Annotated in this window: 14 protein-coding genes; 8 read left to right on the top strand and 6 right to left on the bottom strand. The window is 71.0% G+C overall.

Annotated elements, in window-relative coordinates; all coding sequences use genetic code 11:
- Positions 1-263: 263 nt before the first annotated feature.
- Positions 264-998, bottom strand: coding sequence for a TetR/AcrR family transcriptional regulator (locus CW362_RS38350; RefSeq protein WP_103554213.1), 735 nt, complete (start codon positions 996-998; stop codon positions 264-266).
- Between the two features lie 127 nt (positions 999-1,125).
- Here CW362_RS38350 and CW362_RS38345 point away from each other — a divergent pair, with 127 nt between their 5' ends.
- Together CW362_RS38345 and thpR are read left to right on the top strand one after the other, a co-directional pair.
- Positions 1,126-2,349: a saccharopine dehydrogenase family protein gene (locus tag CW362_RS38345; RefSeq protein WP_103554212.1), complete on the top strand. Its 1,224-nt coding sequence runs from the start codon at positions 1,126-1,128 to the stop codon at positions 2,347-2,349.
- 70 nt (positions 2,350-2,419) lie between these two features.
- Positions 2,420-3,016, top strand: a complete 597-nt coding sequence (thpR, locus tag CW362_RS38340) for an RNA 2',3'-cyclic phosphodiesterase (RefSeq protein WP_240658266.1) — start codon at positions 2,420-2,422, stop codon at positions 3,014-3,016.
- 71 nt (positions 3,017-3,087) lie between these two features.
- Here thpR and CW362_RS38335 read toward each other — a convergent pair whose 3' ends face one another.
- Complete coding sequence (locus CW362_RS38335; protein ID WP_206301201.1) at positions 3,088-4,779, bottom strand: LCP family protein; 1,692 nt, start codon at positions 4,777-4,779, stop codon at positions 3,088-3,090.
- Between the two features lie 581 nt (positions 4,780-5,360).
- Here CW362_RS38335 and CW362_RS38330 point away from each other — a divergent pair.
- Positions 5,361-6,626: a serine hydrolase domain-containing protein gene (locus CW362_RS38330; RefSeq protein ID WP_240658265.1), complete on the top strand. Its 1,266-nt coding sequence runs from the start codon at positions 5,361-5,363 to the stop codon at positions 6,624-6,626.
- Between the two features lie 96 nt (positions 6,627-6,722).
- On the opposite strand, the gene CW362_RS38325 is transcribed toward CW362_RS38330, so the two are convergent.
- Positions 6,723-7,175 (bottom strand): NUDIX domain-containing protein, encoded by a 453-nt coding sequence (locus CW362_RS38325; protein ID WP_103554209.1) that lies wholly within the window; start codon positions 7,173-7,175, stop codon positions 6,723-6,725.
- Positions 7,176-7,389: 214 nt separating this feature from the next.
- Between CW362_RS38325 and CW362_RS43935 the strand changes: the two genes are divergently transcribed.
- The 5 genes from CW362_RS43935 (at position 7,390) to CW362_RS38305 (ending at position 15,269) form a co-directional block, all read left to right on the top strand.
- Positions 7,390-7,545, top strand: a complete 156-nt coding sequence (locus CW362_RS43935) for a DUF6131 family protein (protein WP_167455657.1) — start codon at positions 7,390-7,392, stop codon at positions 7,543-7,545.
- A 1,590-nt stretch (positions 7,546-9,135) separates the two neighbouring features.
- Positions 9,136-11,850, top strand: coding sequence for a class III lanthionine synthetase LanKC (gene lanKC, locus CW362_RS38320; protein ID WP_103554208.1), 2,715 nt, complete (start codon positions 9,136-9,138; stop codon positions 11,848-11,850).
- 188 nt (positions 11,851-12,038) lie between these two features.
- Positions 12,039-12,176 carry a SapB/AmfS family lanthipeptide gene (locus CW362_RS38315; RefSeq protein ID WP_103554207.1) on the top strand — a complete coding sequence of 46 codons (138 nt, stop codon included), beginning with the start codon at positions 12,039-12,041 and terminating at the stop codon, positions 12,174-12,176.
- Positions 12,177-12,345: 169 nt separating this feature from the next.
- Complete coding sequence (locus tag CW362_RS38310; protein ID WP_240658264.1) at positions 12,346-14,106, top strand: ABC transporter ATP-binding protein; 1,761 nt, start codon at positions 12,346-12,348, stop codon at positions 14,104-14,106.
- An 851-nt stretch (positions 14,107-14,957) separates the two neighbouring features.
- Positions 14,958-15,269: a hypothetical protein gene (locus CW362_RS38305; protein WP_162684368.1), complete on the top strand. Its 312-nt coding sequence runs from the start codon at positions 14,958-14,960 to the stop codon at positions 15,267-15,269.
- Positions 15,270-15,365: 96 nt separating this feature from the next.
- Here the strand turns inward: CW362_RS38305 and CW362_RS38300 are convergent, their stop codons facing one another.
- The 3 genes from CW362_RS38300 to CW362_RS38290 form a co-directional block, all read right to left on the bottom strand.
- Complete coding sequence (locus tag CW362_RS38300; RefSeq protein ID WP_103554204.1) at positions 15,366-15,839, bottom strand: GNAT family N-acetyltransferase; 474 nt, start codon at positions 15,837-15,839, stop codon at positions 15,366-15,368.
- Between the two features lie 152 nt (positions 15,840-15,991).
- Positions 15,992-18,391, bottom strand: coding sequence for a beta-L-arabinofuranosidase domain-containing protein (locus tag CW362_RS38295; protein ID WP_103554203.1), 2,400 nt, complete (start codon positions 18,389-18,391; stop codon positions 15,992-15,994).
- A gap of 274 nt (positions 18,392-18,665) precedes the next feature.
- Positions 18,666-19,514, bottom strand: a complete 849-nt coding sequence (locus tag CW362_RS38290; RefSeq protein WP_103554202.1) for a LamG domain-containing protein — start codon at positions 19,512-19,514, stop codon at positions 18,666-18,668.
- Between the last annotated feature and the right edge of the window lie 559 nt (positions 19,515-20,073).

Genomic DNA, 20,073 nt, shown 5'->3' with positions numbered 1-20,073 from the left:
CGGCGGTGCGGCGGTGCGGCGGTGCGGCGGTGCGGCGGTGCGGCGGTGCGGCGGTGCGGCGGTGCGGCGGTGCGGGACGATACGCGGCCTCGGGCCCGCGCCCGAAGAGATCATCCCTGGGAATCAGAGCATGCCGACTCTCGCGCTGTCCATATGGCCGACCTCGGTGTTCCGCCGGAGCACCCGGCCGGTCCGTGTCGTTCCGGTCCCGTTCCACCGCGCCGGGGACAATGGCGTTGGCATAAGCCCCGGCCCCAGGCTTTTCACGTGTCCGCGGGGTCGGGATGGCGCCGCGCGTGCGCCCAGGCGAGCTGCTCCGCCGCGCTGTTCAGCAGGGTGTCGAGGACGACGGGGTAGGCGCTGTGGTTCATCCGTCCGGCCAGGAGCCGCGCGGTGGCCGCGATGTGCGGATGGGTGCCGGCGGGCAGTTCGGCGTAGGTGGACCGCCACATCTCCTCGTCCGCCGCGCGGGCCTCGTCCGTGAGCGCCAGCGTCCCGGCGTCCAGGGCCGCGAACGCCAGGGTGAGGTCGATGAACGCGTGGTAGACGACGACCGCGTCCGCGTCCGGGAAGCCCGCGCCGCGCAGGATGCCCAGGATCGTCTCGTCCACCGCGATCTCCCGCGGCCGGCCGGTGACCCGGCTGGCGGTCAGCACGGCGGCCTGGGGATCGGCGAGGTAGGAGGCGTGGACGGCCCGGCCGAGCGCCCTCAGGTCGGACCGCCACTCCCCGGTGGCCGTCCAGGTGTCCAGCGCCCGCCCCATCAGCTCCTCGCCGATGGCCCTGGTCAGGTCGTCCAGTCCGGCGAAGTACCGGTAGAGGGTGCTGGGGTCGGCGCCGAGGGCCGCGCCCAGCCTGCGCGCCGTCAGCCCGGTGCTGCCGTGCTCCCGCAGCATCCGCAACGCCGTCCGCACGATCAGTTTCTCGGACAGCACCGTGCCCTGCCGCGTCGGCCGGCGTCTGCGCCGCTCCGTCTCCGGCACCACCTGTTTCGCCATGCCGCCCCTTTCCGCTCACCGTGCGCCGGTGACCCTTATGCCAACACTATTGACCTTAACCGAGGGCATCCCTTTGCATCTGTCCGACCGGGAGGCACTCGTCCCCGGGCGACGAAAGGTGTGTGACATGCGAGTACTTCTCGTGGGCGCGGGCGGCGTGGGCACGGCCGTCACCCGGATCGCGGCCCGTCGCGGCTTCCTGACCCACATGGTCGTCGCGGACTACGACCTCGCCCGTGCCGAGGCCGCCGTCGCCGCGCTGGAGGAACACGGGGACCGGTTCAGCGCGAGGCGTCTGGACGCCTCCGACGAGGACGCGGTACGCCGCCTGCTCACCGAGGAGAGGTGCGACGCGCTGCTCAACGCGACCGACCCGCGGTTCGTGATGCCGCTGTTCGGCGCGGCCCGCGCCGCGGGCACCCACTATCTCGACATGGCGATGTCCCTGTCCGCGCCGCACGCCACCCGGCCCTACGAGCAGTGCGGCGTCAAGCTCGGCGACGCCCAGTTCGAACAGGCCGGGGCCTGGGAGGACTCCGGACGGCTGGCCCTGGTCGGCATGGGGGTCGAGCCGGGCCTGTCGGACGTCTTCGCCCGGTACGCGGCCGACGAACTCTTCGACGAGATCGAGGAGATCGGCGTCCGCGACGGCGCGAACCTGACGGTCGAGGGCTACGACTTCGCCCCCTCCTTCAGCATCTGGACGACCATCGAGGAGTGCCTCAACCCCCCGGTGGTCTACGAGAGGGACCGCGGCTGGTTCACCACCGCTCCCTTCAGCGAACCGGAGGTCTTCGACTTCCCCGAGGGCATCGGCCCGGTGGAGTGCGTCAACGTCGAGCACGAGGAGGTCCTGCTCATCCCGCGCTGGGTGGACGCCCGCCGGGTGACGTTCAAGTACGGCCTCGGCGACGACTTCATCGCCAAGCTGAAGACGCTCCACGAGCTGGGCCTGGACTCCACGAAGAAGGTCACCGTCCCTTCGGCGGACGGGCCCGTGGAGATCTCCCCGCGCGACGTGGTCGCCGCCTGTCTGCCCGACCCGGCCACACTGGGCGACCGCATGACCGGCAAGACCTGTGCGGGCACCTGGGTCAAGGGGACCAAGGACGGCTCGGCCCGTGAGGTCTACCTGTACCACGTGGTCGACAACCAGTGGTCGATGCGGGAGTACGGATCCCAGGCGGTCGTGTGGCAGACGGCGGTGAACCCTGTCGTCGCCCTCGAACTCATCGCGGGCGGAGCCTGGTCGGCGAGCGGTGTCCTCGGCCCGGAGGCCCTGCCGCCCCGCCCCTTCCTCGACCTGCTCGGCGAGTACGGCTCGCCGTGGGGCCTGCGCGAGGAGGGCTGACGCCCGGGCGTGGCCCACGGCACACGGCGGGGACGTCACCGCCGGCGAAAGGTGGGGTATGAAGGCTGCTGTGCACGATCAGACCCGACCCGCGACCGTCCGCGTGTTCATCGCCCTCGCCCCGCCCGACCACGCGAAGGAAGAACTGGCCCGCGAGCTGCGCCCCGCCTACGCCACGCACCCCCAGATGCGGTGGAACCGCATCGAGGACTGGCACATCACCCTGGCGTTCCTCGGGGAACTGCCGGTCGGGACGGTTCCTCTCCTGCGGCCGCCGCTCGCCGGCCTCGCGGCGGCCCGCCGGTCACTGTCCCTGGCCCTGCGCGGCAGCGGCAGCTTCGACGACCGTGTGCTGTGGAGCGGGATCGACGGAGACCTCGACGCGCTGTACGCGCTCGCCATGGATGTACGTTCCACCGTCGAGGAGTGCGGGGTCGTCCTCGAGGAACGGCCCTTCCGCCCCCATCTGACGCTGGCCCGCGCCCGCAGGGGGGACCACTCCTCGACGGGCGAGATCGCCCGCGGGATCGCCGGGTTCACCGGCCGGCGGTGGCCCGCCGAACGTCTGCACCTGGTCGGCAGCAACTTCGGACGCAGCAGCGGACCGATCCACTACCGCGACATCGAGGCCTGGCCCCTCGGCGACGGGAGCTCCTCCGGTTCCTGAGCCGCCGGGGCGCCGGCCTCCCCCGGACACGGCCTGAAGCCTCGGGCACCGGGTGACGGTGCCCGGCAGCTTCACTCGTCGGAGTCCGGCTTGTTCCGCGCCGCCGCGTAGGCCTGTGCGGGAGTCATGGGGACTCCGTCGAGGCTGACCGTCCTGTAGGGGCTGACGTTGGCGCATTTCCTGGCCTCGGCGGTGGAGGCGTGGGCGTCGGCGACCGCGGCCTTCCTGTCGGCCGGGGCGGACGACGGGCCGCCGGGGTAGGTGCTGCCACTGGGCCAGTCACTGCCGACCACCAGGACCAGACCCGGGCCGGTACCCTGCTTCAGATGCGAGGCGGGCAGTCCCAGGGCCTTGGCGGCCGTCCGGGCCGCACCCTTCTCTCCCGCGCCGTAGGTGAGGGTCGTGGTGGTGGCCGAGCCCGGGGCGTTGCCGGTGGTCGTCCTGGGGCTGAAGCCCTTCCCGGTGAGCGCGCCGGCGACGACGGAGGCACGGCCGGTGATCCCGGTGCCGTTCTCCACCGTGACGGCGACCTCGGCGGCGGGCACGGCCGGGGCGGTGGGCTTCTCGGTCGCGGAGGCCGCCGCGGACTTCTTGCCCGATCCGGTGGTCAGCGACTTGTCGTCGGCGATCGTCGCGAACAGGCTCTTCGCGCCCGCGCCCACCACCACACGGTTCTTGTCGGCCGGGTCGGGCGCCGTCTGCATCGTCGTGAAGGTCATCCGCTTCGACGGCACCTTGTCCAGGTCGGACGCGAGCCCGATCAGCTTCTTCACGGTGCCCAGGCCCTCGTCCACGGTCAGCGCCTTGGTGGCGGCGTCCGCGAGGTGGTACACGGCGCTGGGGTCGGTGAGGGTGCCCGCGCTCTTGAACTTGCGGATCATCGCACCGAGGAAGATGTGCTGGGAGACCGTACGGCCCAGGTCGCTGCCGTCGCCGAAGCCGTGCCGGGAACGGACGAACTGCAACGCCGCGACGCCCTTGAGGGTGTGGTCGCCCTTGGACAGTTTCAGGTGCGAGTAGGTGTCGTAGACGTCGTTGTCGACGCACACGTCGACGCCGCCGACGGCGTCGGACATCTTGACCACACCGGAGAAGTCGAGTTTGACGAAGTGGCTGATCGGGATGCCGGTGAGCTGGTGGACGGTCGCCACCTGACAGGCCGGTCCGTACTGCAGCGCGCTGTTGATCTGGCCGTAGTAACCGGCCGTCGACTGCCCCGTCTCGCTGTCCTTGCAGGCCGGGACACGGGTCATCGTGTCACGCGGGATGCTCATCACGGTGGCGTTGGAGCGGTCGGCGGACACGTGCACCACCATCTGCACGTCGGCGTTGCTGCCCGTCTGCACCCCGGTCCGGGCACAGCCGCCGCCGAGCTTGCAGTCCGCCTTGCTCGTGCGGCCGTCCGAGCCCATCACCAGGATGTCGATCGGGGTGCGGCCGAACGCGTCCGCCTTCTCCGTGCCACCCTTGCCGTCCAGCGGAAGGGTGTCGATGTTGCCGTTCAGGTGCTCGTAGAACCACCAGCCGGCCCCCGCCGTGCCCAGCACGAGGAGCGCGAGGCATATACCGGCGACCCTCAGCACCCGCCTGCCGCGTCCGGCCCGGCGCCCCCGTCTGCCGCCGTGCGAGCGGGAGCCCGTTCCCGACGCGCCCCGGCCACCCGGAAGAGGCGCTTCCTCGGGGTCCGTCGTGCGCTGTCCGGGAACCCGGGACGTCCGGTTGCGCGTGGCCTGGCCGCCCGGGCCGTCCCAGGGGTCGCTCATCTCCCACTCCCATGAACCGTCGGGCCCGTCGGTCCGGCCCTCGAGAGGTGCGGCCGGGCGTGTACTGCGGTGTACGGGCGGATGAAGCGGACGCCTGCTCGAGTTGCACGGTTGCGCAATCTAACAAATCGACGATCCACGCAGCGGAGTTCCCCCGCGGTGCGCGCATGAGTCATCTCATGTCACCGGTGGGGCGCCTGATGGAACCGTCTCCTGAAACGAGACGTGGGTTCGAGCCTTTCGGTTGCCTGGGGCCGGGCCCCGGCCGTGCGACGCCTCCCTCGTACGGCGGGAACGCACGAGTCCGGCGGGCTTCGGATCGGCCGGATGCCGGCTGACCGCCGACTGCCCGCCGCCACCCCGGTCGGAGAGCGCGGGACGGCCGGCCTGCGGCGGGGTCCCGCCCCGCCGAGAACACCGGTACGGACACGGGCACCAGGGCGGGCACGGTCGCGCACTCGCTCCGAAGCCGGGCGGGCCGTCGGCCGCGAAAACGCCCACCGGTGGCCCAACGGAGCACCGCCGCCGCGGCCGGGCGGTATCCCTGGGGTCGTAGATCCACCGGACGAAACGGACCCACCATGCCGACCCGGCTCCCCCGTTCCCTCGTACGCCGCCGCACCCCCGCGCTCCGGCGGCGTTCCCGGCTCACCGTCCTGCTCTCCGCCACGCTGCTGGCCCTGGCACCCGTCGCACCGGCCCTGGCCGCGCCCGTCGGCGTCAGCGACGTCCACCACCCGAAGGACGGCGCCCCGCCCTTCGCCAAGACCCTGACGCCCGATCTGATCGCGGAGATGCAGCGGCTGCGCGTCCCCGGAGCGGTGGTGTCGATCCGCACTCCGCAGTGGGGCACCTGGACCAGGACGCTCGGCACCGAGTCCCTCAGGACGGGCAAGCCGATCACTGCCGACGGGCACTTCCGGGTCGGCAGCATCACCAAGACCTTCACCGCCACGGTGATCCTGGAGCTCGTCGACCAGGGCCGGATCAGGCTGGACGACCCGGTCTCGCGCTACCGGCCCGACGTGCCGAACGGGCGCGACATCACCATCCGCCAGCTGCTCCAGATGACCAGCGGCCTCTACAACTACAGCGAGGACCTGCACTTCAACCAGGTGCTCGACGACCGTCCCGAGACGCAGTGGACGCCCGAGGAGCTGCTCGCGATCGCCTTCCGGCACCAGCCGTACTTCCCGCCGGGGCAGGGCTGGCACTACTCCAACACCAACTACGTGCTGCTCGGGCTGATCGCCGAGCAGATCACCCACCGGCCACTCCCGTCCCTGATGCGCGACCGCATCTTCCGCCCGGTCGGCATGCCGGAGACCAACCTGGCCACCGACACGGCCTTCCCCTCGCCCCATCCGCGCGGCTACCAGTTCATCAGCAACGTGGACAGCCTCACCGCACCGGTGCTCACCGGGAAGGACGCCGCGTGGGCCGACTGGTCGGCGGGCAACCCGATGGACGTCACCGACGTGAACCCCTCGTGGGCCTGGGCGGCCGGCGGCGGCATCTCCACCCTGGACGACCTGCTCCGCTGGGCCCCCGCGCTCGCCGAGGGGAAGCTCCTCAGCCCGCGGACCCAGCGCGAGCGGCTGACCTTCGTCCCCACCTCGGACGTGCCGGGCGCACCCACGTACGGCCTGGGGATCGTCGACTTCTCCGGCTTCCTCGGCCATGACGGCCAGATCCCCGGATACAACAGCTTCGTGGGCTACGACCCGAAGCGGAAGGCGACCGTCGTCGTCCTGGTCAACCTCAACCAGTCGCCGGACGGGTCCGCCCCCTCCGACCAGTTGACGAAACTGATCCTCTCAAAGGTGTTCGGCGTGACACCGTCCTGAGCGGCGTGGCATGACGACACGGGGCCGGGCCGCCGACGCGGCCCGGCCCCACCGCGTTCCCGCTTCCCGCTTCCCGAGAGCGGGAGCGGGAGGGAGTCATCGAAGTCCGTCCAGCTCCGCCAGCAACTGCGGCCAGGTGGCAGCGAATCCGGGGTGCAGACGGAGCGAGCCGACCTCGTCGGGAGCGCACCACCGGTAGGCGGCCCCTTCGCCGTCGCCACGACGCGGGGAGAAGGACCCGGTGACCTCCGCGACGACGGTGTGATAGGCCCAGCCGCCGTGATCGTCCACGAAGGTGTGGATCCGGCGGATCTCCGGAACACCGCCCAGTTCCTCCGCGAACTCCCGGCGGGCCCCCTCCCACGGGCTTTCACCGGCGTGCAGCGCGCCGCCCGGAATGCTCCAGGTGCGGCCGTGATGGACCCGCCAGGAGCGGCGCTGGAGCAGGAACCGGCCGTCCTGGCGCAGGAGCAGTCCCGCCGCGCCGTGCGGGCCCCAATGACGGCACCCGCGCCGGTCCCTGACGTATCCGCGACCGCTGTCGGCCATGCCGCCTCCTTTGTGCAGACGATGCGGTGGGCTTCTCCGCACGACGTGATGACGCGTTCATTGTCGACGGACCGCCGGACGCGCCGTGCCGTACCCGGTCACGAAGGCCGGGACGAGGGCGGCTGGGGCGAGCCCGTGTTTATCCCGCGCGACACAGGAAACGCGGCAGGGGAAGGGGACGCCCGCAGACGACGTCCCGCCACCGGAGGACGCCATGATCATCCTCGGAGTCATCCTGCTCGTCATCGGCCTCGTCGCCGGCATCGGAATCCTTTGGACCATCGGGATCATCCTGGTCGCGATCGGCGTCGTGCTGTGGATCCTGGGAGCGGTCGGCCGTGAGGTCGGCGGACGGCGGCACTACTACTGAGGTACTGAGTTACTGAGGGCCGTCCTCCGATCCCCGGCGGGCGCGCGGGCGGCGCACCGCGTACGCGACTCGCGACGGACACCCGGACGAACGGCCGGTCCGGCGGCGGAACGGACCCGTCCCCGGCAGCCGACGGGACTTGACCGCTTCACGCCGCCTCCGAGCACGGTCGCGGCCGCCACAGGGGAGTCGGGTCCGGGCGGCGTCGGGTTACCCGACGCCGCCCGGAACAGCAGGCCGCCGCTCACGCCGCCGGGCACCGGGACTCACCGTGCGGACACCGACGGGCGGGACACCGGGACGGCACCGCCGCCCGTTCCGTCGCGGTCGGCGCGCGGCAACGCGGTGGCGCCGACAGGCCCCGGCCGCGGCGGGAGCCCGGCGACCCGCTGGACGTGGCGGGCGGGGACTCCACGTCCTTCGTGCGCCCTCTCCGGCACGCCCTGGCCGTCGAGGGGGAACGGACGTGGAGCACGGGACCGCCGGAAGGCCCGTGCCGACGGGAGTACGGGGCTACGAAGCTACGAGGCGACGGGGCCGACCGTCCGAAGGGCGGACCGGCGCTGTCCGTCGCATCCGGCGGCCACGGCATCTGACGCCCCGTCCCGGAGGTCGATGCGCCGCGCGCACCACGCCGCACCCGTCTCCGTGCCTGGAGGCGCCCCCGACGGCACGCGGGCACCGGGCGGGGCCGAAGTGGCTCCGGACAGCGGAAAACCCTGTCCCGCACTGTGCGGGACAGGGTTTTCGACGGAGCGCCGGGCAGGCCTTGCACCTGCATTTCCCCGCAGGAAGCGGGGCGTCTTTCCTTGGACCACCGACGCGTCACCAACCGGAGTGACTGCCTCCGACCGGCACGAGGTGAATAGTAGCGTACGGATGTACGGGCGACGTCCCGCGCATCCGACGGGCTTCGACACCCGGCAGGCCCCCGTCGCACGATGGCACCCGCGAATCCCGCGCCCAGCCCCGTGGGACCGGCCGCGGCTCCCGGGCGGACGGGCGTCGTCCGGGCGGCCCGCCACCGGGCTCGCGGAGGAGTCCGGGCGGCCCGAGGGGGCAGCCGCCCACCTCCTGCTCCGGTACGACAAATCCGCCGTCCAGGGACGGAGGCCGCACCCGGGTCATACCCCACATCGTCCCGCATCGGGCATATGCCGTTTCAACCGCACTCCCAGGGCCCAATCGGCCGGGATCGCCGGCCCGGCCCGCTCCCGCGAAATCCCCTGGCCGCAGAGCCGGAAGGACCGTACCGGTCGCGGCCGCGCCACCGGCGGCGCGGCGCGGCGGGCCGCCCCGGTGATCCGGTGCGCGCCTCGGCGCTCTCGAGGATCGCCGGACCCTCCGTCACGCCGGGGTGAATATCTTCGGAAAAACCTTCTTTCGCGCCGTTGTGGACGAAGTATCGCTTTCCCGATACTTCGAGTCGTCGCAGCCCTGCCAGGGAAGCGGCCACCTCCCGAAGCCGCGTGACCCGCTCCCGCTCCCCGGGCCGACGCGTCTTCCTCCTCCCCGCTCCCCAGGCCGGCCGGATCCCCGTTCCCCTTTGCCGTCCCGCCTGCACACGTCCCTGCCCTGAGGAGAAGTCCGATGGACAACCGGTACGAGGCCTACGCCTACGCAGACCCGATCTTCTACGACTCGCCCCGACGCTGGGGCGCGCAGGAGGAGTTCACGGCCGTCAGCCGGCCGCTGCCCACCGGATGGGAGCGCGGCGACCTGGAGATCTGGGCGGTGGTGCGCCCCCAGGACGTACAACTGCCCCCGCAGGGCTGGAAGATCCACGTGTCCTCGTGCGCGGAGGACGCCGAGGCGGTGCTGGAGCAGGTCTACGACTACTGTCTGCGTGAGCACATCACGTTCAAGTTCCTGCGCGGGCTGCCCATCCTGCAGATGCAGAACTCCAAGTACTCGCCACGCGGTTCGAGCGGAAAGTTCTGCACGCTCTATCCGGTGGGCGACACCGAGCTGCGCCGATGTCTGGAGGGGCTCGGCCCGCTGCTGGCCGGCCGCCGCGGCCCGTACATCCTCAGCGATCTGCGCTGGGGGGAAGGCCCGTTGTACCTCCGCTACGGAGGATTCGCCGAGCGCCACTGCCACAACGACGCCGGCCAGCGGGTGCTGGCCCTCGAAGACCCCGACGGCCGGCTGGTCCCCGACGTCCGCGGTCCCGGCTTCTCGGTCCCCGACTGGGCACCCGTGCCCGAGTTCGTCGAAGCGGCCGTCGCCGAACGAGCCGCTCCGCAGACGCCCGAACTCCCCTACACCGTCGAGCGGGTGCTGCACTTCTCCAACGCGGGCGGCGTCTACCTGGGGCGCAAGGACGCGGACGGTCCGCGGGTGGTGCTCAAGGAAGCCCGCCCCCATGCGGGACTGGACCAGCGCGGGGTCGACGCCGTCGCCCGGCTGCAGCAGGAGCACGACATGATGGCCCGCCTGTCGGGCCTCCCCGGAGTCCCCGCGCTCCACGAGCTGCTGACCGTGTGGGAACACCGTTTCCTGGTCCAGGAGTTCGTCGAGGGACAGTCGCTGAGCGAGTGGCTGACCGCGAAGTACCCGCTCATCCATCCGGACGCCGACGACACCACCGTCGCCGAGTACACCCGCGAGGCGATCGCCGTCGTGGACCGGATCGAGCACATCCTCGACGGTATGCACGCCCGTGGTGTGGTCTTCGGGGACCTCCATCCCCGCAACCTGATCATCCGGCCGAACGGCGACATCTGTTTCATCGACTTCGAACTCGCCAGTCCCGTCGACTCGTTCGTACGTCCCGCGCTGGGGGCCGCCGGCTTCACCGCCCCGTCGGGATACACCGGCCCCGAGATCGACCGGTACGGGCTGGCCGCGATCCGTCTGTGGCTCTTCCTGCCGCTGGCACAGCTGTCCGCCCTGGACTCGGGCAAGGGCACCGAACTCGCCGACGTCATCGAGCGCCGTTTCCCCGTGCCTCCCGGATACACCGCGGAGATCCGCCGTCTGCTCGCCCCCTCGCCCTCGGACGGCCGCACTCCCCGGCCTGAACTGGGCCTGCGCAGGGCCGAGACCCAGGCCCTGCTCAGCGGACCGACCGCCGACTGGCCGGCCGTCCGCGACTCGCTCGCGGCCGGCATCCGGGCCATGGCCACCCCCCACCGCGACGACCGGCTCTTCCCCGGCGACATCGCACAGTTCACCCAGGGCAGCCTGGGTCTGGCCCACGGAGCCGCCGGTGTCCTGTACGCCCTCCACGCCTCCGGCGCCGGAGTGGACGCCGAACACGTCCGGTGGCTCGTCGACGCCGCCCGCACCCGCCCGGCCCGGCCCGGGCTCTACACCGGCGGCCACGGAGTGGCCTACACCCTCGACCTGCTCGGCGAGCGGGAGGCCGCGCTCGGACTGCTGCGGCGGCTCACCGACACGGTCCCGGACAGCCCCCCGGGTCCGGACCTCTCATCGGGCCGCGCGGGCATCGCCCTGACCCTGCTGCACTTCGCCGGCGCCACCGACGACTCCCGGCTGCTGGACACCGCCCTCGTCCACGCGCTGGCCTCGGCCGACGAACTGGAGAAGGAGGGTCCCGCGAGCGGGCGCCGGAAAGCCGGTCTGATGAGCGGAGCGTCCGGTGCGGCCCTCGCCCTGGTCCGCCTCTACGAGCACACCGGCGACCACGCTCTCCTCGAACGGGCCGAGACCCTGCTCCAACTCGATCTCGAACGGTGTGTGACCGCGGCGGACGGCACCGTCCAGGTCCTCGACGGATACCGGGTGCTCCCCTACATCGAAACCGGCAGCACCGGCATCGGGCTGACCCTGGACGCCCTGCTCGCCCACCACCCCGGCAGTCCGACAGCCCGTCACCGGACACCGATCGGCCGCGCCGCCGAACCCGAATTCATCATCCAGCCCGGCCTGTTCAACGGTCGCGCGGGGCTCATCGGCTACCTCGCCCTCACCCGGCCCCACCCACATCTCCTGGACTCCCGGCGCTCCGTGCACACCCTGGACGGAGCGGACGGCACCGACGCCGCCGAAGGCCCGGACGGCTGGGGCCCGGCCGTCCACCGCCAGACCGCGCTGGACCGCCACCGCCGACTCCTGGCCCTCCACCAGATCTCCTACCAGGGCCACCTCGCCTTCCCGGGTGACCAGCTCCTGCGGCTCTCCGCGGACCTGGCGACCGGCTCCGCCGGTGTGCTCCTGGCTCTGGGCACCGCTCTGGCCGACACTCCCTTCCTCCCCTGGACGAGCGGAGCCGACCTGACACCGCCGGGCCCCACCCGGCCGGCGCCGGCCACGGCCGGCCAGTGCCCCGCCCCTCGCTGAGCCCACGGGCGGAAACGGCCGGACCACCGCCGGGCTCATGGCCGTCGCCGCCGGACGCCGCCGGGACCGGACCGGCCGTCCCTCGATCTCCTCACCTCAAGTCGCGGCACGCACAGCCGAGTTGCGCACCCCAGACTCCCGGCCGCCCGGCCGGGTGATCCACCCGTCAGTGACAAAGGAGAACAGACATGATGATCCTCGACCTGCAGACGATGGACCTGCCCGAGACCGAGGCCACCCCGATCGACGACACCCTCGCCAGCACGAGCTCCCTGAGCGTGCTGAACTGCGGCACCAGCACCGTGAGCACGGTCCTCTGCCTCTAGTCGGCACCGCCCCGTAGGGGGCAACACGGCACAGCCGGCCGGGCCGCCACCAGCGGCCCGGCCGGTCGTCGCTCACACGCCCCGGGCCTCGGCCGAGGCCCCGGCACCCCTCCCGCCGTCCGGCGCTCGCCCGGACATGACGCGCCCACGCCCATCAGAGAGGTTCCCCGTGGCCGACGAGTCCCTTTCTTCCGCTCCCCGCACGACGGGCCCCCTGCGGTTGCGCCGTGAACTGACCGCCGAACCCGGCCCGCTCACCGCCGCTCTGCTTCTCGCACTCGCCGCCACCGCCGCCACCCTCGCCCTCCCCCTCTTCCTCCGGGACGTCATCACCGACTTCTCCGAGCACCGTCCACTCGCCGGCCACATCACCCTGATGTGCGCGTCCGCCGCGGCGGGCGCCCTCACCCAGGCCTGCTCCGGGTTCCTGCTCGCGCGCATCGGCGAACGCATGGCGTACCGGCTGCGCATCACGCTGATGGAACACGCGCTGCGACTGCCCCTGCCCGTCGTCCGGACCCAGGGCACCGGCGAACTCGCCGCCCGGATCACCTCCGACGCCCTGCTCCTGCGCCAAGTCGTCGACGTGGCGACCCAGTTGCCCCTCGCCACCGTGACCATCGCCGCGACACTGGGCGTGATGATGTGGATCGACTGGGTCCTCACCCTGGTCACCCTCGTCTCACTGACCGGTCTGACGCTCATGGTGGTGCTGGTCCTGCGCCGGATGCGGGCCAACGTGACCGGTCAGCAGGACGCCGTCGGACACATCTCCCAGCGCTTCACCGCGAACCTGGAGGCACTCACCACGATCAAGGCCAACCGGGCCGAGCCGCTGGCCACCCGCGCCCTGGCCGCGGACGCGGAGCGGCTGCGCTCCGTCTCCCTGGAAGGCGCCCGCCTGGGCACCCTGATCCCCGCCGTGCTCACCCTCGGCAACCAACTGGCCATGATCGCCGTGATCCTCACCGGAGGCGCCCGCCTCGCCGCGGGCGACATCACGGCGGGCGCGTTCGCCGCGTTCCTCCTCTACCTGCTACAGGCCGTCCCGTCCGTCAACACGGTGGCCACGGGACTCGGCCGACTGCAGTCAGGACTCGCCGCCCGCGACCGCTGCAACGGTCTGCTGCTCCTGCCGCCGGAAAACGACCCGGCCGACGACGACCGGGCCGCCCCCACCCCGCTGCCCGACGCACCGGCCATCGCCTTCGACTCCGTCTCCTACACGCACGCCGGAGCCGGCCGTCCCACCCTGCGGGGCATCTCCTTCACCACCGCCCGTACCGGGCTCACCGCCGTGGTGGGCCCCTCGGGAGCCGGCAAGACCACCACGCTCTCCCTCATCGACCGGTTCATCCGACCCTCCTCCGGCACCATCACGGTCCTGGGACACGACATGCGGCACTGGCCCCTGAACGCCCTCCGCGCCCGCATCGCCTACGTCGACCAGACCTTCACGCTCCTGGAGGCCACCGCCCGCGAGAATCTCCAGCTCGGCCGCACCACCCCCGCGACCGACGCCGAACTCACCGACGCCCTCGACGCCGTGGGCCTCACCGACGACATCGCCCGTCTGCCCCAGGGCCTCGACACCCACCTGGGCCGCGGAACAGACCTCTCCGGGGGGCAACGGCAACGGATGGCCCTCGCCCGCGCCCTGCTCTCCGACGCCGACATCGTGCTGCTCGACGAACCCACCAGCCAGCTCGACGGCCTCAACGAACAACGCTTCCGCGCCGTCATCGAAGACCTCGCGACAACACGTGCCGTCCTCGTCGTGGCCCACCGGCTCACCACCGTGCAGCACGCCGAACACGTGATCATGCTCGATCAGGGCACCGTCACCGACACCGGCGACCACCCCGCGCTGCTCGCACGCTGCACTCCCTACCAGGAGCTGATCGCCAGCCAGGCGATCACCGGCCACTGAACCCGCCGGGAATCCGTGACCATGCTCGGAGCGTAATGACGGTAGCCGGAGAGCGGCGCCTTTCTCCTACCGCACTCCGAAGGGCGGTCAGAAATAGAATGACGGGGTAGGCGCATGGTCGTGGCGCCGATCGGGGCCGCCGCGAAACCCATGGCGCCATTCGATGGTGACCGTCAGGGTGGGGATCCGTGAATGAGCGACCGGCATGGCCCACCGACGACCCCGGGCAAGGCCTGCCGGCTCACACCGTCGCAGGCGCAATCGGTCGTCAGATCGTGTACCGCTCCCGGCGGCGCGGGCGATGCCCGGAGCGGTACGGCCGGTCGGCGGCGATCCGGTCGGTCTACAGCAGGGCGCCGTCGAGGATCGGGCAAGCCTCCTGCGAGCCTGCCGGAGGGGCTGCTCGAGAACGGGAGCCAAAGCGGCCGACTGACGGGCAGGCAGGAAAGGGCTCGCCGCCGTCCACGCCCTTCTGATCCATGGATACAGAGGATGAAAGAGGTTCGCCGAGGCTTTCTCGGCGGAATCCTGCGCGAAACAGCCTGAGCTGGCTACCGCCGGGCGAACAGGGCAATCAGCATCCGGTTGACGAGAATCCATGGATTTCCGATAAAGGCCCGATGCCCCTGCCGGAAGCACTCACTTTCAGCCTGTTCGAGTCTGGATTTCGACTTGAGCGATTCCGTTTTGGAAGGCCATGCTCTGTGCGACTTCCCACGAAAGGAAACCCGACGCACATGAACGCAAAGCGGATCTCGTACACCCTGGGTGTCATAGGCAGCGCTGCCGCTCTGGTACTCGGCGCGAACTCGACGGCGTTCGCCGCTTCGGGCTCCGCATCCGGTACAGGGGTGTCAGCCAGCGCTTCCTGGTCGTGGAGCGGCTGCTGCACTGTCAACAACATCAGCCAGACCGTGGCCGACACCAAGGGCGACAGCCACGCCGTCTACACCTTCCTCCGCATCTACGACAGCTACAACCCTGACGGGCTCGACATCGCGACCCTACGCAACGACCAGGGCTACAACAGCACCATCACCCGCAACGGGCGCTACTGGGAAGCCTCGAACAACATCAACGGGGTCCGCGTGATCGCCTGCGTCGACGACGCCGGCTCCGACACCTGCTTCAAGGGCTCTTACATCGACAACCCGAACACGTAACAGCCACACGCTTTGCAGTGGACCTCTTTCATCTTGGACCGGGCGGCGAGCAATCCGAGACGGGTGCCGGCGTCGTCGGCCCGCTCCTCTACCGGGTCACGCGGACGTCCTGAGACGGCGGGGCGGGAGCGGCAGGTCCCGCCGGAAGACGGCCATGGTCCGACCGGGGCCGTTGTAGTCGGCGGTGATCCCGACATCGAAGCCGATGCTGCGGTGGAACGCGATCGAGCCGGTGTTCCCGACGGACGTGATCGCCTTCAACCGCCGTGCGCCCTGGCGTTCCGCCGCATCGGCGAACGCCTCGTACAGACGGCGTCCGAGACCGGTGCCGCGGGCGTCGTCCCTTGTGGCGATCAGATGCACGTAACCGGTGCCGTCCGGCGTGACGAACCCGAGGACGTACCCGCGGATGCCGTCCTCGGCACGGGCGACCAGGCACGTGGAACCGAACTCCTGCACCAGCGCCAGAAGATGCAGCGAGCGAAGGTCCCGTTCGCCCCAGTAGCGGGAGTGATCGGCCAGGACCTGGTGGAAGTCGGCCACGTCGGCCGGTGTCATGTCGATCTCCATGGACGACGATCCTGACAGACTCCCGGCGGACCGGCGGGACCACTTCCGAGGACCCTGACGGGGCATGCGGACGTCACCGGCGCGGGGTCCGGTCGGCGGCGGACCGCGCACCGCCGCCGATCCGCCGCCGCACCGGGCTCGGGCTCAGCCGTTCACAGGAAGCGCCACAGGTGGTCGGTCGTGCCGTTGTCGTCGTACTGGACCACCTGCGCGCTGTTGCCGGTGGACATGCGGTCCACGCCGAGGACCTTGCCGCTGTTCTTGTTGCGGATGCGGTACCAGCCGTCACCGTTGTCCACCAGCGTCCACAGATGGTCGTCGGTTCCGTTGTCCTCGAACTGCACGACGATCGCGCTGTTGTCCGTCGACATGCGGTCGACACCGAGGACCTTGCCGCTGTTCCCGTTGCGGATCAGGTGCCAGCCGTCGCCCCTGTCGACGAGTTGCCAGGCGTGGTCGCCCGTCCCCGTGTTGTCGAACTGCACCACGCGCGCGCTGTTCTCGGTCGACATCCCGTCGACGGCCAGGACCTTGCCGCTGTTCTTGTTGGCGAGTCTGCGGAAGGGTGGTTCCGGCGTCCAGGGCCGGCCGTCGGGAGCCGCCGTGGGGAAGGACGTGACGCGGAGCCGCGCGGCGCCCATGGGGATGAGGGTGACCGTCTCGACCGGCGCGCCACTGCGGGCGGGAGAGTCCTGCAAGGGTGCGACGACGTGTTCGTCGTCCGCGACCCACTCCTGGATCCTCCTGGCCCGCGCCGAGATGTACACGGGCGCGGTGGCCGGAGTGAAGGGCTGGTCCGGGACGGCGGAGCCGGTCCGCGCCGGGGTCAGCGAGGTGTCCGGCAGGAGGCCGTAGTTCCATCCGGTGGTCGCGTGGACCTCGTACGCGGGGAACGCGTCGTCTCCCGCGTAGCGGTCGTAGCGTTCGCCGATCTTCAACGAATAGGTGAGGGGCCCCTGTTCGACGCTGACCGCGCCGTGCAGGCCGGGCCACGAGCGCAGCTGGGCCTTCTGCGGCAACTGCAGACGGACGACGTCGCCGTCGCGCCAGGTGCGGTCGATCAGCGCCCAGGACGGGCCGTCCGATGCCGCGACCGCCGTCCCGTCGACCTGCAACCTGGGGCCTTTGCACCAGCCGGGCACGCGCAGCCGCAGCGGGAAGCGGACGGGCTTCGGCGTGGAGACGGTGAGGGTGATCGTGTCCTGGAAGGGGTACCCCGTCTCCTCCGTGACGGTGACCGTCGTTCCGCCGGCGACCGTGGCCCGGACCCGGCTCGGGGCGTAGAGCGCGGCGACCAGACCGCCGTCGGGAGCGGCGAGCCAGAGTTCCTCGGTGAAGTACGGCCATCCCATGCCGTAGTTGTGGGGACAGCACCGGTACTGGTCGACACCCGCCTGGAAGGCCTGCATGGCGAAGCCGTTCTGGAACTGCCCCTGTGTCTTGGGGCGGTTGTCGAGGTCGATGCTGTTGGCGCTGGTGATGTAGTGAATGGCCTTGCCGTCGGGGTCGAGAGAGGCCGGGAGCATGTTGAAGGCCAGGTCCTCACAGCGGTCCGCCCACACCGGGTCGCCGGTGATCCGCGTCAACAGCTCATGGCTGGCCATGAATTCGACGATGCCGCAGGTCTCGAAGCCCTGCCGGGGGTCCGCGAAGCCGGGCCGGAAGTTCTCGTCACCGGCCAGCCCGCCGCCGGGGAAACGCCCGTAGGTTCCCATCATGGCGTCATAGGCCCGGTACGTGGCCCGGGTGAGGTCGGCGGAGCCGGTCAGCTGTCCGTACTGGGCGGGCTCCCGGAAGCCCTGGGCGATGTTCACGTTGTGCCGGCTCGGGACGGCCCCGGTCCAGTCGGCGCCGTACGTGTGCATCTTGGCGGCGAGGTCGAGCAGGAACGCCTCACCGGTCCGACGGTGGAGCCATACGGCGATGTCGAGACCGTCGCCCCAACGGTAGGACACCCAGCTGGTGTTGAAAGCGCCCGGACCCTGAGCGTTCATGTAGCGGAGGAAGCGGACGAGGAACGGCACGATCCGCTGGTCGTGGGTGTGTTCCTCGTGCGTTCGCAGAGCCTGCAGGAGCGGCAGGAAGGGCCAGAAGTCCGGTCCGCCGTTGAGTGCCGTGCGTAAGCCACGCGGTCCGAAGAAGCCGTCGCCCTGCTGGGTCGCGAGGATGCCGTCCACCCACTCGCGCGACCGTGTCAGCGCGTGCGGGTCGCCCGTGGCGATCGCCAGCGGGATGTACCCGCGCAGCCAGTACGGCACCTCCTCCCAGGCGTCGTGCTCGGGATGCACCCAGCCGGTCGTGGAGAAGTCGAGGAAGTGCGAGAGGTTCTCGTACGTGCCGCACAGACCGGCCAGCTGCAGCCGGAGTTGTCCGGCGAGCCAGCCACGGGCGACCACGCTTCCGGGCGGCAGCTTCTGGAACGCGTCGGCCGGTGCCGTCCCGGCTCGCGGCCGGGGTGCGGCGACCGCACCCTCCGGGAACGCGCCTGCGAGCGCCGCGGCTCCCAGCGCGCCTGAGCCCAGGGCGAGAACTCTCCGTCTGCTCACTGACATGCAGGTGACCTGCCTTCCACGAGGGGTCCGACCGCGGTGCGACAACGTTGTCCCGTACTGTCCGGCAGGACCGGACCCACGGCGCCGGATCATCCGGATCCGGTTCCGCGGCACCTCCGCGACGCCTTCGCGGGAACGGAGGGCACCCCGGCTTCTACAACGTTGGAAATGACGCCGCGGACATGACAGCACGGCGGAGTGCGGCTGTCCAGAAGGCGTCACGAACCGTCCCGGCACCCCGGTCGCCGACCCGGCGGATTCCCGCGGGCGGGCGTCAGGTTCCGGCGACGGGTTCCCGGGGGCTCGCACTCATGGCCCGGTAATGGGCGGCGAGACGGGACTGGGGCACCTCGGAGCCGTACACGGCCACCTTGCCGATGGCGCCCTTGAAGTACGACTTGGCGTCCGCGGCACCGATCCTCATCGGGGCACCGGTGTTGCTGGGGGTGATGTCGTAGTCGTCGAGGGCGTCCTGGTCGCGGAGCGCCCCGTTCTTGTAGACCTTGACGTACCCGGTGGGATAGGCGCGGCTCTTCTCGCGAGTGTTGATGACCAGTGCGTAGTGGATCCATTCGCCGGGCCTGACCCGGTCCTCGAAGTACGATCCGGCGCCGAGTCCGCCGTCGCGGTTGAAGACGTACCCGCTGATGCGGTTGGCACGGACCTCGGTGTTGCCCCGCGAGTACATGCGCGCCAGCCACTCGTTCCGGCCTCCCCCGCCGGATACCTTGCCGAGCCAGTTGACGTAGCCGGCGCCGGCGGTCTTGGCGAAGGTCAGCGTGTCGGGCCGCAGCCACGCTTCCACGGTCAGTTCACCGGTCGCGGTGACGGAGAGCCGGTCGCTGTCCGGGACCTCCACGTACTGCGAGGTCCCGTCGAACACGGAGGCACGGTCCCCGTTGGGCATGGACGTGACGCCGGGTGCGTGATGGTAGGTGGCCTTGACCGCGCCCGCGGATCGCTTCCCCGGACTCCCGGCACCGAGCGGCAGGTAGAGGGCCGGAGAATCGGCCCGCACCGCCGCGTCGTACGAGCCGGGCGGGCGGGCGGAAGAGGGCGCACCGCCACAGGCGGTCTGCGTCACCGCGCCACCGACGACGAGTGCGGCCGCGAGGCCGGCCATGCGCCGTCTCCCCGTGCGTCGTCTCCGCGTCATGACCGGGGCGCCCAGCACCCGACGGGAGGGTGCCACGACGATCCGTCCGGCACGGGGAAAGAGCAACAGGATGCTGCCACGATGCCACAAGTCATGAGGATTTCCCGCTTGTTGCGCATTCACAGCCGGCCCGCGCGGCGGGCGCGGCACTTCGCGGTGGTGAGACCACTCGCCTGATCCGGCGCCCCGGTCGTCGACCCGCATGGCGCCACGCTGACGAAGCAGCAACTCCGCAGCTTTCATCATCATCCCACACAAACCCTCGGCAACGGAGGGGCGTAGCCCCCAAATGAGAACAAGTGAGACATCCCATCACTGGTGGGACGAAAGGCGTCTGCCATGTCACACCGGTGTGCGGCGGGAGGGGCTTCCCGGTGGGCCGGAGAGGATGAAAGGCCTGGTCGGGGGCCGGGCAGGGGGAGCGCAAGGGTCTTTTGTCAGCACGTCGCGGGACCGATTTCCCATTGAGTCAAACGTGGACATTTGGGATGGTTGTTGATGCCAAGGACATTGCGTGAGCGAGGAC

Source organism: Streptomyces populi, from assembly GCF_002911015.1.
Classification (GTDB): Bacteria; Actinomycetota; Actinomycetes; order Streptomycetales; family Streptomycetaceae; genus Streptomyces; species Streptomyces populi.
This window is presented reverse-complemented; position numbering and strand designations above follow the sequence as displayed.